12 protein-coding genes are annotated in these 15765 nt (G+C 59.5%); 11 read left to right on the top strand and 1 reads right to left on the bottom strand.

Features of this window, described 5'->3' with window-relative positions:
• The first annotated feature begins 52 nt into the window (after nucleotides 1–52).
• The gene (gene dnaJ, locus H8L67_RS05980) at nucleotides 53–1183 is read left to right on the top strand and encodes a molecular chaperone DnaJ (protein ID WP_220378956.1); all 1131 of its coding nucleotides are present in this window, start codon (nucleotides 53–55) and stop codon (nucleotides 1181–1183) included.
• 5 nt (nucleotides 1184–1188) lie between these two features.
• Nucleotides 1189–1899, top strand: a complete 711-nt coding sequence (dapB, locus tag H8L67_RS05975; RefSeq protein WP_220378955.1) for a 4-hydroxy-tetrahydrodipicolinate reductase — start codon at nucleotides 1189–1191, stop codon at nucleotides 1897–1899.
• Here dapB and H8L67_RS05970 read toward each other — a convergent pair.
• Nucleotides 1896–2240 carry a hypothetical protein gene (locus H8L67_RS05970; RefSeq protein WP_220378954.1) on the bottom strand — a complete coding sequence of 115 codons (345 nt, stop codon included), beginning with the start codon at nucleotides 2238–2240 and terminating at the stop codon, nucleotides 1896–1898. The two genes, dapB and H8L67_RS05970, sit on opposite strands and share 4 nt — an antisense overlap.
• Nucleotides 2241–2375: 135 nt before the next feature.
• On the opposite strand from H8L67_RS05970, the gene carA reads away from it, so the two are divergent.
• The 9 genes from carA to creC all read left to right on the top strand — a co-directional run bounded on the left by carA (nucleotide 2376) and on the right by creC (nucleotide 15720).
• Nucleotides 2376–3503: a glutamine-hydrolyzing carbamoyl-phosphate synthase small subunit gene (carA, locus tag H8L67_RS05965; protein WP_220378953.1), complete on the top strand. Its 1128-nt coding sequence runs from the start codon at nucleotides 2376–2378 to the stop codon at nucleotides 3501–3503.
• Entirely contained in the window at nucleotides 3500–4234 is a 735-nt protein-coding gene (locus H8L67_RS05960; RefSeq protein WP_220378952.1) for a hypothetical protein, read from the top strand. The genes carA and H8L67_RS05960 overlap by 4 nt, the downstream gene beginning before the upstream one ends.
• 4 nt (nucleotides 4235–4238) lie before the next feature.
• Entirely contained in the window at nucleotides 4239–7481 is a 3243-nt protein-coding gene (gene carB, locus H8L67_RS05955; RefSeq protein ID WP_220378951.1) for a carbamoyl-phosphate synthase large subunit, read from the top strand.
• An 11-nt stretch (nucleotides 7482–7492) separates the two neighbouring features.
• Nucleotides 7493–7957 carry a transcription elongation factor GreA gene (greA, locus tag H8L67_RS05950; protein ID WP_491546933.1) on the top strand — a complete coding sequence of 155 codons (465 nt, stop codon included), beginning with the start codon at nucleotides 7493–7495 and terminating at the stop codon, nucleotides 7955–7957.
• Between the two features lie 7 nt (nucleotides 7958–7964).
• Nucleotides 7965–8873, top strand: coding sequence for a phosphoglycerate mutase (locus H8L67_RS05945; RefSeq protein ID WP_220378949.1), 909 nt, complete (start codon nucleotides 7965–7967; stop codon nucleotides 8871–8873).
• A complete protein-coding gene (gene recJ / locus H8L67_RS05940) occupies nucleotides 8873–10588 on the top strand; it encodes a single-stranded-DNA-specific exonuclease RecJ (protein ID WP_220378948.1) in 1716 nt (571 codons plus the stop codon). Before H8L67_RS05945 ends, recJ begins: the two co-directional genes overlap by 1 nt.
• 87 nt (nucleotides 10589–10675) lie before the next feature.
• A complete protein-coding gene (locus tag H8L67_RS05935; protein ID WP_220378947.1) occupies nucleotides 10676–13558 on the top strand; it encodes a DUF2135 domain-containing protein in 2883 nt (960 codons plus the stop codon).
• Between the two features lie 60 nt (nucleotides 13559–13618).
• Nucleotides 13619–14305: a two-component system response regulator CreB gene (creB, locus tag H8L67_RS05930; protein ID WP_220378946.1), complete on the top strand. Its 687-nt coding sequence runs from the start codon at nucleotides 13619–13621 to the stop codon at nucleotides 14303–14305.
• Entirely contained in the window at nucleotides 14302–15720 is a 1419-nt protein-coding gene (creC, locus tag H8L67_RS05925) for a two-component system sensor histidine kinase CreC (RefSeq protein ID WP_220378945.1), read from the top strand. Before creB ends, creC begins: the two co-directional genes overlap by 4 nt.
• Nucleotides 15721–15765: the final 45 nt, after the last annotated feature.

The raw sequence follows: 15765 nt of genomic DNA, 5'->3' as shown, positions 1-15765 counted from the left end.
GCAACCGGCTTTTCCGTTTTCGTATCAGGATTGAACGATTTTGGATAGTTCCATGAGCAAGCGTGATTATTACGAAGTGCTGGGTATCTCACGGACGGCGACGTCCGATGAAGTGAAAGTGGCGTATCGCCGCGCGGCAGCCAAACACCATCCGGACCGTAATCGTGGCAATGAAGCCACGGCGGAAGTCGCGTTCAAAGAATGCAAGGAAGCCTACGACGTTCTCTCCGATGAGCAGAAGCGTCGGGCATACGACTCGCACGGGCATGCCGCTTTCGAACACGGCATGGGCGGCGGTGGCGGCCCGCAATTCCACGATGTCGGTGATATTTTCGGTGACATTTTCGGCAACATCTTCGGCGGCGGTGGCGGCGGTTCGCGCGGTCCGCGTCGCGGCGCCGACATCGGTTACATCCTGGAGCTCGACCTTGAAGATGCGGTCGCGGGTGTCGAGAAGCGAATCGAAATTCCCACCTTGCTCGAATGCGGTACCTGTAAAGGCAGCGGCTCCAGCGATGGCAAGATCGAGCGCTGTAGCGGGTGTAACGGCATGGGTCAGGTGCGCATGCAACGGGGCATCTTTCAAATGCAGCAGCCCTGTCCGCAGTGCCATGGACGCGGGCAAGTCATCGTCAATCCTTGCGGCGCCTGCCACGGCAACGGACGCATCCATGACGAAAAAACACTGGATGTCAAAGTGCCGGCCGGTGTCGATACCGGTGATCGGATCCGCTTGAGTGGTGAAGGTGAGGCAGGACCCGCCGGCGCGCCCGCGGGCGATTTGTACGTCGAAGTTCGCGTCCGCCCGCATGCCATTTTCGAACGCGACGGTGATGACTTGCATTGCGATGTGCCGATCCGGATCTCGCAGGCGGCGTTGGGCGATGAAGTTCGCGTGCCCACCTTGAAAGGCGACGCCGAAATCCGGATTCCCGCAGAGACGCAGACCGGCAAGGTTTTCCGCTTGCGCGGCAAGGGCGTGAAATCCGTGCGCAGTCGCAGTGAGGGAGATCTTTACTGTCGGGTCGTTGTGGAAACTCCGGTCAATTTGACTGCCGAGCAGCGCGAACTGCTGGAACAGTTCGAAGCGACGTTTGTGGGAGAAGGTGCTCGACGCCATTCACCGAAACACAGTACCTTCATGGATGGCGTTAAGGGCTTCTGGGACCGCATGGTCGGGTGAACGGCATGAACAAGACTCGGGTTGTGATTCACGGTGCCAACGGCCGCATGGGCAAAGCCATTCATCGGATTGCCGCGGATCATCCCGGGTTTGACATCGTCGCCTTGGTGACACGCAGTGATCCCAAGTCCCGCGTGATCGATCAAATCCCGTGCTATTCCGTCAGGGAAATCGACGCCCTCCCGGATTTTGATGTCATGATCGATTTCAGTCTTCCCGAAGGATTCGATGCAGCGCTCGCCGCCTGTGTGAAAAAGGGTCGCGCATTTGTTTCGGGAACCACCGGACTTGATGATGCACAGCGCGAATCCCTGTCAGCGGCGGCCAACCACATTCCCGTACTTTGGGCATCCAATTTCAGTATGGGTGTCGCGGTTCTCGAATCGTTGGTGATGCGCGCGGCGGCGGCCTTGCCGGGTTGGAATTGCGACATTGTCGAGTCGCACCACACGCAGAAAAAGGATTCGCCTTCGGGCACGGCCTTGACCTTGGGTCGCGCCGCCGAAACGGGCGGTGCCGACGTCCATTACGCGAGCTTGCGTGCGGGCGACATTGTTGGTGAGCATCTGGTGCAGTTCACCGGCATGGGCGAACGCCTGGAATTGGTGCACCGGGCATCGGACCGGGATATTTTCGCGCGGGGTGCGCTGCATGCGGCGCAGTGGTTGCAACAGCGTCCGGCAGGCCGGTACGCGATGGCCGATAGTCTCGTTTAGCGGATTCCGAGCGACGCCAATTTGCCAAAGGTGGCCACCAGACCGAACGCCACTAACGCGACCGCAATCAGAAATGGCACCGCCACCCCGATCGCCGTTCGGGTTTTGCGTTTTGCCAAGAGGACAATCAGCGTGCCGACAAACAACAGCACCGGCATCGCCGAGATGAACAAGGCATCACGGCTGTAGCCCATGCCGAGTGCGTTGATCACCGCATAAATCAAGGTGGCGAGGATCGCATTCGCAGCCAGCAGCGCGAAAAACAGCACGATACCCCACAGGATCGAACCGGTGTCAGGACGGCTATTCCGTGTGCTTGAGTTGTCAGGGCTGCGTGGCATGCGTGAACGATACGCGTCTTTTGATGGACAGAAAAGTTCCGGACCCCTATCATTTGCACTCGCCCGCACTGAAATAAACCGGATCGCCCCTCGCGCTCCGGTAGAAACGTGCAACCTACAGAAAGGCGATTGCCCGTGACACAAACCGCCATACTCGCCCTTGAAGACGGAACCGTCTATCAGGGAATCTCCATTGGTGCCCCTGGGCTTTCAGTCGGAGAGGTGGTTTTCAACACCGCGATGACCGGCTACCAGGAAGTTCTGACCGACCCCTCCTATGCCAAGCAGATCGTCACCCTGACGTATCCGCATATCGGCAATACCGGCATGACCGATCAGGACGACGAAGCCGGTCGCGTGTTTTCCGCAGGGCTGATCGTCCGCAATGTCCCCAGACGGCCGAGCAGCTGGCGCAGCCAGATGTCGTTGCCGGAATGGCTGAAAGCCCGCGGCATCGTTGCAATCAGTGATATCGATACCCGTGCACTGACGCGCAAGCTTCGCGAAACCGGCGCACAAAACGGTGCATTGATGGCAGGCGATATCAACGCCGAGAAAGCGATCGAAGCAGCCCGCAAGTTCCCCGGTCTGAAAGGGCTGGATCTGGCCAAGGTCGTCTCAACGGAAAAATCCTACGCTTGGACGGATGGCCAGCTCGACCTGGACACGGGTGAACTCGCCACTTCATCGAAAAAGTTCAAAGTCGTTGCCTACGACTTCGGCGTGAAGTTGAACATCTTGAGGATGCTTGCAGAGCGCGGCTGCGATGTAACCGTCGTGCCGGCACAAACTTCCGCGGCCGAAGCGCTGGCCATGAATCCGGACGGTATTTTTCTGTCGAATGGCCCGGGTGATCCCGAGCCGTGTGACTACGCCATTTCCGCCATTCAAACCTTCGTTGAAAAGAAGATTCCGACCTTCGGTATTTGTTTGGGTCACCAATTGCTCGGACTGGCGATGGGTGCGAAGACCATGAAGATGCCGCACGGGCACCATGGTGCGAATCACCCGGTCATTCACCTCGACGGCAATCGGGTGTTGATCACTTCGCAGAACCACGGCTTTTGTATCGACGAATCGACGTTGCCCGCCGGCATCCGCGTGACGCACCGTTCGCTATTTGACGGGACCAATCAAGGGATTGAGCTCGCGCATGCGCCGGCGTTCTCCTTCCAAGGCCATCCGGAAGCATCGCCGGGGCCGCACGACGTTGCACCGCTGTTCGACAAATTCATCGACATCATGGGGAAGGGGAAAGCATGAACGCACTATTGAAAGTCACACTTGCCGGTCTGCTGTTGGCGTCGACGATGCCGGCTGCTGCGCAAGCGAAGAAAGATTCACCGGTCCCCGTCGATGTCGCGCCCGCACCGCCGGCCCCGCCCGCACCTGCGGCCATGCCGGCCAAGCGAATTGCGATGCCGAAAGACGCGGCCCAGCAAGCCAACTACAAGCAACGCATGATCGCGGCAGTGGCCGAGGTCATGCCGGTGGGAAAGATCATGACTGACGTTGCCGCCAGTGACCCGTACTGGCCGTCGTCGAAAGCGCGCAATCCGAACCCGACGAAACTCTCGTGCATGCGCGCGAACTTGAAAGAAGACGGCTACCGCAAAGTGCTGGCTTCACGCGTGGATAGCTATGCGAGCAGCAACGGCGACCGCTTCGGTAGCGATTTGGCCTTGATGGAAGGCGAGGGCGCCAAGCTGTTCTCGAAAATCATGATGGCCGGTGCCCGTAGCGCGACCCACGGCGAGAACACCGAGCTGTCCGCCTTGTTGAAGGAAGCCACCCCGCGCGGCATGTTGGATCTGATGCGTCTTGCCAATGATCCGGAAAACGCGCCCTTGCGTGGTTTGATGGGCATGGAATCGGCGATTGGCGCCGATGAAAAGAACGGAAAACAAATCGGCGAAAACGCCGGGATGACCATGATGCTGCCGATGTTGGTGGACGCCATGGAAATTTGCAAAGTGAAGATGGACGAGCTCTAAGGCCATGCCAAAACGTACAGACATCAAAACCGTTCTGATCATCGGCGCAGGTCCGATCGTGATCGGACAAGCCTGCGAATTCGATTATTCGGGTGCACAGGCTTGCAAGGCGTTGCGCGAAGAGGGTTATCGCGTGGTGCTGGTGAATAGCAATCCCGCCACGATCATGACCGATCCGGAGATGGCTGATGCGGTATACATCGAGCCGATCAATTGGCAGACGGTCGAAAAGATCATCGCCAAGGAGCGTCCCGATGCCTTGCTGCCAACCATGGGTGGTCAAACGGCTTTGAACTGTGCGTTGGATTTGGCTGACAACGGCGTGCTGGAACAATACGGCGTCGAGCTCATCGGCGCCTCGCGTGATGCCATCCGCATGGCCGAAGATCGCGAGCTGTTTCGTGTGGCCATGGACGAGATCGGACTTGAATGTCCGAAAGCCGAAGTTGCCCGCACCTTCGAACAAGCGGTCGAAATCCAAGCCAAGGTCGGTTATCCCACCATCATCCGTCCGAGCTTCACCTTGGGCGGTACGGGCGGCGGTATCGCCTATAACAAGGAAGAGTTCGAGGAAATCGCCAAGCGCGGTCTCGACTTGTCGCCCGTGAGCGAAATTCTTGTCGAAGAATCCGTGCTGGGGTGGAAAGAGTTCGAAATGGAAGTCGTGCGGGATACCGCCGACAACTGCATCATCGTGTGCAGCATCGAGAACCTGGATCCGATGGGCGTGCATACGGGCGACAGCATCACCGTCGCGCCCGCACAGACCTTGACCGACAAGGAATACCAACGCCTGCGCAACGCCAGTATCGCGGTGCTGCGCAAGATCGGCGTCGACACCGGCGGTTCAAACGTGCAGTTCGGCATCAATGCCGAGACCGGACGCGTGGTGGTGATCGAGATGAATCCGCGCGTGTCGCGTTCGTCCGCCCTTGCTTCCAAGGCGACCGGTTTCCCGATTGCGAAGATTGCGGCAAAGCTTGCCGTCGGTTACACGCTCGATGAACTCAAGAACGACATCACCGGCGGCCTCACGCCGGCGTCCTTCGAGCCTTCGATCGATTACGTGGTTACCAAGATTCCGCGGTTTGCCTTTGAGAAGTTCCCGACCGCCGACGCGCGGCTGACCACGCAAATGAAATCCGTGGGCGAAGTGATGGCCTTCGGCCGCACCTTCCAGGAATCCGTGCAAAAAGCGCTACGCGGCTTGGAAACCGGGAAAGTGGGCTTTGATCCGACCGGTCTGGATCTATCCGATGAAAACGATTTGGCCACGCTTCGTCGCGAACTGCGCGAGCCGGGCCCGGAGCGTTTGTTCTACATCGCCGATGCGTTCCGCGCCGGCATGAGCGTCGAGGATGTTCACGCACTGTCGTTTGTGGATCCGTGGTTCCTCGATCAGATCGAAGAGATCGTCGCCACCGAAAAAGACATCGCCATCAACGGGATGGGGGCGTTGAATGCTGATTCGATGCTGCATTTCAAACGTATGGGCTTTGCCGACGTGCGTATCGCGCAATTGCTCGGTTCTGACGAAAAGTCGGTTCGGGTCTTGCGCAAAGCCCTGGGCGTGAAACCGGCTTACAAACGTGTTGACAGTTGCGCCGGCGAATTCGCCACCGATACCGCCTATTTGTATTCCACGTACGAGCAAGAGTGCGAAGCGCAACCGACCAGCCGCGACAAAATCATGGTGTTGGGCGGCGGTCCGAATCGCATCGGCCAGGGAATCGAATTCGACTACTGCTGCGTGCATGCGGCATTGGCGCTGCGCGAAGACGGCTACGAAACGATCATGGTCAATTGCAATCCCGAGACCGTGTCCACCGACTACGACACCTCGGACCGGCTGTACTTCGAATCCTTGACGCTCGAAGACGTCCTCAACATCGTCGACTTGGAAAAACCCAAGGGCGTGATCGTGCAGTATGGCGGGCAAACGCCCCTGAAACTGGCACGGGCGCTGGAAGCCAGCGGCGTGCCGATTATCGGTACCTCGCCGGACTCGATCGATTTGGCCGAAGACCGTGAACGCTTCCAACAACTGGTCGAACAACTTGGCTTGAACCAGCCGCCGAACCGCACCGCGCGTAGCGCCGAAGAAGCGCTGACACTGGCGCGTCAGATCGGCTACCCGTTGGTGGTGCGACCCAGTTACGTTCTGGGCGGTCGCGCGATGGAAGTCGTACATACGGACGCTGACTTGGAACGCTACATGCGTGAAGCGGTGAAAGTGTCCAATGACTCTCCGGTCTTGCTGGATCGATTCCTCGACAACGCGGTCGAGGTGGATATCGACGTCATCGCCGACCACACCGGTCAGGTCTTGATCGGCGGCGTCATGGAGCACATCGAAGAGGCGGGCGTCCACTCGGGCGATTCGTCCTGTTCATTGCCGCCATATTCGTTGCCGCAACGTGTTCAAGGACCGTTGCGCGAACAAGTCGTGGCCTTGGCCAAAGCACTCAACGTGGTCGGCCTGATGAACACCCAATTCGCCATCCAGATGCAAGACGACGGCGAGTACGTCATCTATTTGCTTGAGGTCAACCCGCGTGCGTCGCGCACGGTGCCGTTTGTGTCGAAGGCAACGGGTCGTCCGTTGGCGAAGATCGCCGCACGCTGCATGGCAGGCAAAACCCTGGCCGAGCAAGGCACCACGGAAGAAATCATCCCCGATTATTTCTCGGTGAAAGAAGCGGTGTTTCCGTTTGCCAAATTCCAAGGAGTCGATCCGATTCTTGGTCCGGAAATGCGTTCAACCGGTGAAGTCATGGGTGTGGGTCGCAGTTTCGGCGCGGCGTTTGCGCGCGCTGAAGAGGCCGCCAATATCCGCGTGCCGAAGCAAGGCAAAGCCTTCCTTTCGGTCCGTGATCCCGACAAACAACGCCTGTTGCCGATCGCGCACGAACTTGTCCGGCTCGGATTCAGTCTTGTCGCCACGCGTGGTACCGCGAAGTGGTTGAAAGACAACGATCTCGAATGCCAGGTCATCAACAAAGTCATCGAAGGACGACCGCACGTGGTCGACCTCATCAAGAACGGCGAAATCACTTATATCGTGAACACAACGGAAGGCCGACAAGCCATCAACGACTCGTTCTCGATCCGGCGCGAAGCCCTGCAGCATCGCGTCACTTATTCCACCACCGTCTCGGGTGCGAAGGCATTGCTGCATTCACTCGAGTATCGGAACAGCGGACCGGTTTGGTCGCTGCAAGAACTGCACAAGGAGTTGCATGCATGAATAGAGCGCCCATCACATCGGCGGGTGCCCTGCGCCTTCGCGCAGAGTTGGAAGAGCTGAAAACCGTCAAACGTCCGGCGGTGATCGAAGCCATCTCCGAAGCCCGTGCGCACGGCGATTTGAAAGAAAACGCCGAATATCACGCCGCTCGCGAACAACAGGGTTTCATTGAAGGTCGCATCAAGCACTTGGAAGCCGAGTTGTCGCACGCGCAAATCATCGACGTCAGCACATTGAACGCCGGCGACAAAGTAGTTTTTGGCGCCAAAGTGGAGTTGGCCGCCATGGAATCCGACGAGATACGCAATTATCAAATCGTCGGTGATCTCGAGGCGGACATCAAACTGGGGCTGATTGCCATTTCGTCACCCGTCGCACGTGCGTTGATCGGCAAGCATGAGGGCGATGCGATCACGATTGAGGCCCCGGGTGGCACGCACGAATACGAAATCGTCAGCGTGAAGTACGAAGGCTGAGGCACCCATGATTCGGGTCCTCTTGCCCGATGCCCGTCGTTGGCCGGCTTTGGACGCGCCCTTGTCCCGCGTGTTGGGCAAGGCAGACCATGACGGACCGCACGCCAACCCTTGGTTGGCGGAAATGTTCGGTCTACCGGCGGCGGGTCAATGGCCTAGCGCAGCGTTGACACGATTGGTCGATGCGCCGGAAGCCGCTGAGCACAATCGCCGCTGGCTGCGTGCCGACCCAGCTTGGATCAAGGCCGATATCAACGGCGGTAAGTTGCTGGCGGTCGGCGAGACCATGCCGATGTCCCGCGAAGATGTGGACGCATTTTTACCGGTGCTCGCGGCCTTCTTCCAAGAAGCGGGGATCGACTTCGATGCCCCGAATCCGCAGCGATGGTATCTCGCGCTCGATAGCGCGGCAGAGTTGCCCGAATTTCATGGCCCGACGGAAGCCTTGGGCGACGAGGCGTTTGAGCACCTGAATTTTTCCACTGCGCACCGGCGTTGGAAAACGTTGATGAGCGAAGCGCAAATCCTTCTTCATCAACATCCGCACAATGCCGTGCGCGCGGCGCGCGGTTTGCCGCCGGTGAATTCCTTGTGGTTTTGGGGGCAGGGGACGCTGCCGCCGCAACGGCGCCCCGCGCTTGGCAACATCCATACGCGTGATGCAGCACTGGCCGGTCTCGGCACACACCACGGGTTGAACGTTCTGGAACTGCGGGAATTGCCCGCGCAGTTGGAAGCCGATGCGCTTTATGACTTGCGCGGCATCGCGCCAAGCGACATTGCACGGCGACTTCCTGCGTGGCTCGGCGCGGCCGCGATTCAGATGCTCTTCGAGGATCGGGCGGCAATTACCGTCCATCGCGGACAACGGCACCGGATCTGGCGCCGCCCGCTTCAAGTTCGTCCTTCGACGTGATGCGCGACGAGACGCGCAGCGCACTGAAAATCGTGCGTCGTTCCACGCCGGTCGCGACCGAGGGTAGCGCTGTCTGGCCCGATCATTGGCCCAAGGTTTTGCGACAGGTGCACGCGGCACGCGGTTCGATCTCTGCGGCGTCCGCCATGCCGCGGCTCGATGTCATGCCGCATTTCTCCGGACTCGCAATGATCGAGACCGCGGTCGATTTGCTTGAATCCGCGATACAGGCGCAGAAGCACATTGTCGTGACCGCGGACTTCGACTGTGATGGGGCCACGGCGTGCGCGGTCGCCGTCAGAGGTCTGAAAATGCTCGGCGCCACGCGAGTGAGCTTCGCGGTTCCCGATCGTGCGATCCATGGTTACGGCTTGTCGCCGGCACTGGTTGACGACCTCAAAGCCCTGTCGCCGGATTTGATCGTCACGGTGGATCACGGCATTGCTTGCATGGACGGCGTTCGCGCCGCGAAAGCGGCGGGCTGGCAGGTGTTGGTCACCGACCACCATTTGCCGGGCGACCGACTGCCTCCCGCTGACGCCATCGTCAACCCGAATCAGCCGGGCGATACCTTTCCATCGAAGGCGTTGGCCGGCGTCGGCGTGATGTTCTACGTTTTGCTGGCGCTCAGATCGCGCCTTGGCGCGTCGTCCGTTGACCTTTCCACACTGCTCGACCTGGTGGCGATCGGCACCGTGGCTGACATGGTCAAGTTGGACGAATTGAACCGCGCCTTGGTGTTGGCCGGATTGTCGCGAATGCGCAGTGGCCGGATGCACGCCGGTGTCGCTGCACTCATGGCGGTTGCCGGCCGACATAACGCGACGTTGACGCCGACGGACATCGGTTTCTCCATCGGTCCGCGCATCAATGCCGCCGGTCGCCTCGAAGATATGCGCGTCGGTATCGAGTGTTTGTTAACCGATGACCCGGGTATTGCCGCGAACTTGGCGCAATTACTGGATTCGATCAACGCTGAGCGTCGGCAATTGCAAAGTGCCATGGTCGAAAGCGGAGATTTTCTCGCCGAGACCGCATGTCTTGATGAATCCAATGCTCAGGTCTTGTGTCTGCACGACCCGGCCTGGCATGCAGGTGTCATCGGGTTGGTCGCCTCAAAACTCAAAGACAAGTTGCATCGGCCTGTCATTGCATTCGCCCCCTCGGGCAATGAGGACGGCATGTTGCGCGGCTCGGCGCGCTCCATCACCGGTTTCCACATGCGTGACGCACTCGCACTGGTAGACGCGCGGCACACAGGTTTGATCACGCGTTTCGGCGGCCATGCCATGGCGGCAGGCCTCACACTTCCTGCTGCGAATTTGGACGCGTTCCGCGACGCGATGCAATCTGTGGGTGCGGAATGGTTGACCCCCGCGATGCTTCAGGCCGTCGTCGAATCGGACGGCCCGCTAAGTGTTGAGGACATGGGTTTGCAGACGGCAGTCTCGCTTCGTGACGGCGGTGTCTGGGGTCAGGCTTATCCGGAGCCGTTGTTCGACGACGCGTTCGACGTGGTGTCTTGCCGTGCGCTTAAGGACAAGCACCTCAAGTTGACCGTGCAAAAGGACGGCAAAATGTTCAACGCCATCCAGTTCAATGCGCCACGGCGGGAGGCCGTCGGCAATGTCCGGCTCGTCTACCAACTGGCCGTCGATGACTGGCGGGGTGGCACCGAGGTTCAGCTACTGGTGCGGCACCTCGAACAGATCTAAGTCCAGGCGATGCGGCGGCAGCCGATTGTTCAACCCCGTTTGTCCCCGACGTGCGTTGTACGATAGAAACCTTAGGGGAGTCTGATCATGCGAAAGCACCGAATTGCCGTACGCCTCATGTTGACGGTCGCCATGGGCGTCTTCATGCAGGCGGGTTTTGCCCAAAACGATTTGCAAATCCGTCCCATCATGCACGTCAACGCCGCGGCGCCGGTAGCGCTGTCTTCCGCGGAAGTCACCGTGACCACCGCGGGCAATGAAGCGTGGATACGTTACGACCTGGTTTTTCAGAATCCGAATGCCCGCGTGTTGGAGGGTCAGTTGGATTTTCCTTTGGCCGACGGCCAACAGGTGGTGGGATTCGCGCTGGATATCAATGGCGAGATGCGCGAAGCCGTGCCGGTGCCGAAAGCCAAGGGGCGCGCCGTTTTCGAATCGATCGAACGGCGGAACGTTGACCCGGCATTGCTTGAGCAAACCGCCGGGAATCATTACAACTTGCGTGTGTATCCCATTCCCGCCAATGGCACGCGTCGCGTGCGCCTATGGGTCGCGCAGTCGCTCAAGCGGGAAGACAACCGCTATTCGTTGCCTTTGATGCTGGATTTCGCGCGCAGCGTGCAACGTATTCCGCTGAGTGTTGAAGGTGCAGAACGTGCACACATGGCAAACGTGGGCCGCCGAATGGCGTGGTCAGCCAAAGATCAGCGGACTTGGACGGTTCTGGATGCGCGTGATCTGGATCGTTCCGGTCAGCTTCGTCTTGAATGGCAGGCCGGTGAGTCGCCATCGGTCTTGGTCCAACGTGCACCGCAAGGGGATTTTGCCTTGGTGGACTTGCCGTTGGCCGATGCCACACCCGCCGCAAGCCGGTTTCGCCATCTCGCGCTGATTTGGGATGCATCGCTTTCCGGTTTGGGGCGTGACCATGATCTGGAATTGGCCGCCCTCGAGCGATTGCTTGCCAAGGCGGGCAATGTGCGCGTCAGCCTGCAAGTCTTGCGCAATCGCGTAGATGCACCAAGGGTGTTTGAAATACGCGACGGCGATAGTGCGGCGCTCCAAGCGGCCATTCGGGCATTGCCCTATGACGGGGCCACACGTGCCTCTGCGATTCGACCGGTTGTCGGCGCGGACCGTTATCTGTACGTCGGGGACGGCTTGTTCAATCTTGGTGTGGATGCCGTGCCGACGTTGCCTGCACGTCTCGATGCGTGGGCGAACGGGGCTGCTGATGCGCCGGCATTGCGCGCATGGACAGCGCGTCATCGCGGACAGCTGTTCATGCTAGATGGCACGGCATCGCTGCCACGAGTAGACGACATGTTCAGCACGCCGGCGGTGGTTGACCGCGTGATGGTGCCGGGTGGCACGGACGCGGTGCTGGAATCGCCGTTTGCGGACGCGGACGGTCGTATTCGTTTCGCAGTGCAGCGCGAGTCAAACGATGCCATTGCCACAGTTCATTGGCACGACGCGCGCGGTGCTTTCACCACCGCTGTGCCCTTGGCAGGCGAGGCGAAAGAGGGGCGCATGGCCGCCTACACGTGGGCACGCCTGAAGATGGCGGGACTCGAGGCAAATCGGGCCATGCATCGCACCGAGTTGCAAGAACTTGGTAAGCGTTTCGGCATTCCGAATTCGGAAAGCTCGCTTATTGTGTTGGATTCAGTGGCTGACTATGCCAATTTCGACATACCGCCACCTGCGACCCTGTTGGCGCAGTGGACGGCGTTGAAGGCTGAAAAAGCATTGGATGCCCGTATCAAAACGAAGGCCAAACTGGATGACTTGGCCGAACGCTATGACGAGCGCGGGCAATGGTGGGCAAAGAAATTTCCCAAAGATGCGCCGGATATTGCACCCGATCGCAGCGTGGTCGCCGTTGATGCCATGGCACCGATGGTGATGTCGGCACCGCCGTCGCCCCCGGAGCCGTCGCGAGTCGCGATGGAAAGGGCTTCGGAAGCCGACGGTGAGCGCGCAATGATGGCGCAGTCACGCGCGCGTCCGGCGGCCGCTGCAGCGCGCGATGCCGCGGGCATAGTGGCGTCGCAGCCGACGGCGACCATCCGTATCCAAGCATGGAAATCCGATGCACCGGAAGCCAAACGATTGCGTGCGGCACCGGCTTCCGAATTGTATGCAACGTATTTGGACGCGCGGAAGGCGATGCGCTCAAGCCCGGCGTTTTATATGGATGCTGCGGAGGTGATGCGCGAGCGTGGCGAGCCGCTCCTGGCACAACGGGTATTGAGCAATCTGGCCGAACTTCAGATCGAAGATCGACACTTGCTGAGGCTTTTGGCCTATCGCTTGGAGGAACTCGGCGCATGGGATGAGGCGTTGCCCTTGCTCAAGCGTGTATTGGAGTTGGCGCCCGACGAGCCGCAAAGCCATCGCGATCTGGCATTGGCCTTGCAGGCTACCGGCCACTATCAAGCGGCAGCCGACGCCTTTTACGCGGTGGCAAGCGGGCAGTGGGATTCGCGTTTTTCCGATATCGATTTGATTTCGTTGGTCGAATTGAATGCGCTCATCAACAAGCACGCCGATAAAGTCCGGATCACCGACTTCGACCAACGCTTGATCAAGCACTATCCCGTCGGTTTGCGGACGGTGTTGAGCTGGGATGCCGACAACAGCGACATGGATCTGTGGGTGACTGATCCGAACGGCGAGCGTGTCTACTACGGTCACACAGCGTCCTACCAGGGTGGGCGGATTTCGCGAGATTTCACCGGCGGCTACGGACCTGAGGAGTTTGTTTTGCGCGTACCGAAAAAAGGCCGCTACAAAATCGAGGCCAATTACTTCGGTGATCGCCATCAGGTGTTGGCGGGCGAAACCACGTTAATGTTGGTGTTTTCGACCGGATATGGCACATCGGCGCAAAAAGACCAACGTGTCACGCTACGGCTGAAAGACAAGAAAGAAACGATCGCCGTGGGAGAGTTCGTCGTCGAATGAGTCCCAGCACACGAACGCGGTTTCATCGGCGGTACAACCCGCAACGCATAGGATGCCCACATGCCGACCATCCTGCTCGTTGAAGATGAAACCGCAATCGCCGATTCGGTCGCCTTTGCGCTTCGCGCGGAAGGTTTCCAATCCTTGCATACCGGCCTCGGTCGCGAAGCGCTGGTCGCGATAGAACGCGAGGCCATTGACCTCGTGATCTTGGATATCGGCTTACCCGATATGGACGGATTCAGCGTGTGTAGAGAGCTGCGCAAGCAGAGCCAAGTGCCGGTCATTTTTTTGACCGCACGGGGGGAAGAGCTCGATCGCATTGTCGGTTTGGAAATCGGTGCCGATGATTACATCTGCAAGCCGTTTTCTCCGCGCGAAGTGGCGACCCGTGCGAAAGTCATTCTGCGTCGTGTTGCGCAGTCTGCGCCGCAATCATTGCCCGTCGCCGGCAGCGGGCATTTCGACCATGATGCTGCGGGATTGCGGATCCATTACCACGGGAAGCTTCTCGATCTGACACGTTACGAATACGGGTTGCTCGCGGCCTTGCTCGCGCGACCTGGCGCGGTGCTGACGCGTTCTGCGCTGATGGATCGCGTTTGGTCCGAGGCGTTGGAGAGCAGCGATCGCACGGTGGACACCCACATCAAAACATTGCGCGCCAAATTGGCTGCCATCGCGCCGGAACGGGTCCCGATCCGTACCCACCGCGGATTGGGATACTCCTTGGATATTCACCAGTGAAAATCGCCTGGCGCGTCCTGCTCGGCTATTTCGTCATTTTGGCGCTTGCGGCTTTCATGCTCGGACAGGTGTTTTTGGAGCAGGTGAAGCCCGCAGTCCGCCAAACAGCGGAAGACACGCTGGCCGACACAGCAAATACCCTGGCCGAGCTCGCGTCCGATGATCTGTATGCGGGCCGTATTGCCCAAGGGGGATTCGCAACGCACCTTCGCGCGCTGTCCGATCGTCGCGTCGGTGCCGATATCTGGGGGTACGAAAAGCAAGGCGTTGCATACCGGGTCATAGTGACGGATGCCAAAGGCATCGTGCTGTTTGATTCGCAAGGCAAGGACATGGGGCGTGACAATTCGCGCTGGAACGATGTCGCAAGAACCCTTCAGGGCAAGTACGGGGCACGCTCCACACGCGAACAGGCGGACGACCCTGCGTCAACCGTGATGTGGGTTGCTGCCCCGATCACGCACGACGGCCGGCTGATCGGCGTGTTGAGTGTGGGGAAGCCCAATCGTGTGCTTCAGCCCTTCATTACGGCCAGCCGCAACGTGATATTGACTTGGGGATTGGTGTTGCTCGGTACGGCGCTGCTCATCGGCGTGGCGATGGCTTGGTGGTTGTCGCGCCAGCTGGGCGTCTTGCGTGCTTACGCACAGGCGGTGACGGCCGGTGAGAATGTGCCCGCGCCACGTGCGGCCGCCGAGTTCGGCGAGCTGGGGCACGCGCTCGAGGTCATGCGGGAGCGACTGGAAGGCAAGCAATATGTCGAAGAGTACGTGCATACCTTGACCCATGAGCTGAAAAGCCCGCTGGCATCGATGAAGGCCGCGGCGGAAATCCTCGAAGGGGAGCTGAGTACGGCGGAGCGCAGGAAGTTCGTCGGGCACGTGCAAACCCAGAGTGCCCGAATGGCCGAAATGGTCGACCAATTGCTCGCGCTGGCTTCGGTCGAGCATCGTCGTCAGTTGGAAAACCCCCAAATGGTGGATCTGCGCGCCATTCTTCTCGACGCCATCGGGAGTTTGGAAGCCAAAGCTCTGGCAAGCAACGTGCGTGTGGATGTCGTGCCTGGGGATCCTTTATCGGTGACGGGCGATGCCTTCTTGCTTAGGCAGGCGCTGGTCAATCTCCTTGATAACGCCATCGAGTTCTCGCCGGCGGGCGGAATCGTTCGCTGCGCGGTGTTTGCAGAAGGCGAATCGGTTCGGGTCTGCATTGACGATGAAGGCCAGGGGATTCCCGACTATGCGTTGCCGCGCGTGTTCGAACGCTTTTACTCTTTGCCCCGTCAGGCCGGCGGCAGTCGGAGTAGCGGGATCGGGCTTTCATTCGTTGCGGCGATTGCGTCGCTTCACGGCGGGCACGCCGATTTGGTGAACACCTCAAACGGCGCACGTGCCACGCTCACCCTGAGCTGCTGACACTTCACATTCACCACACATAGCCGACATGCCCGGCGCACGTCC

It is taken from the genome of Lysobacter soyae (assembly GCF_019551435.1).
In the GTDB taxonomy this organism is placed as follows: Bacteria; Pseudomonadota; Gammaproteobacteria; order Xanthomonadales; family Xanthomonadaceae; genus Solilutibacter; species Solilutibacter soyae.
This window is presented reverse-complemented; position numbering and strand designations above follow the sequence as displayed.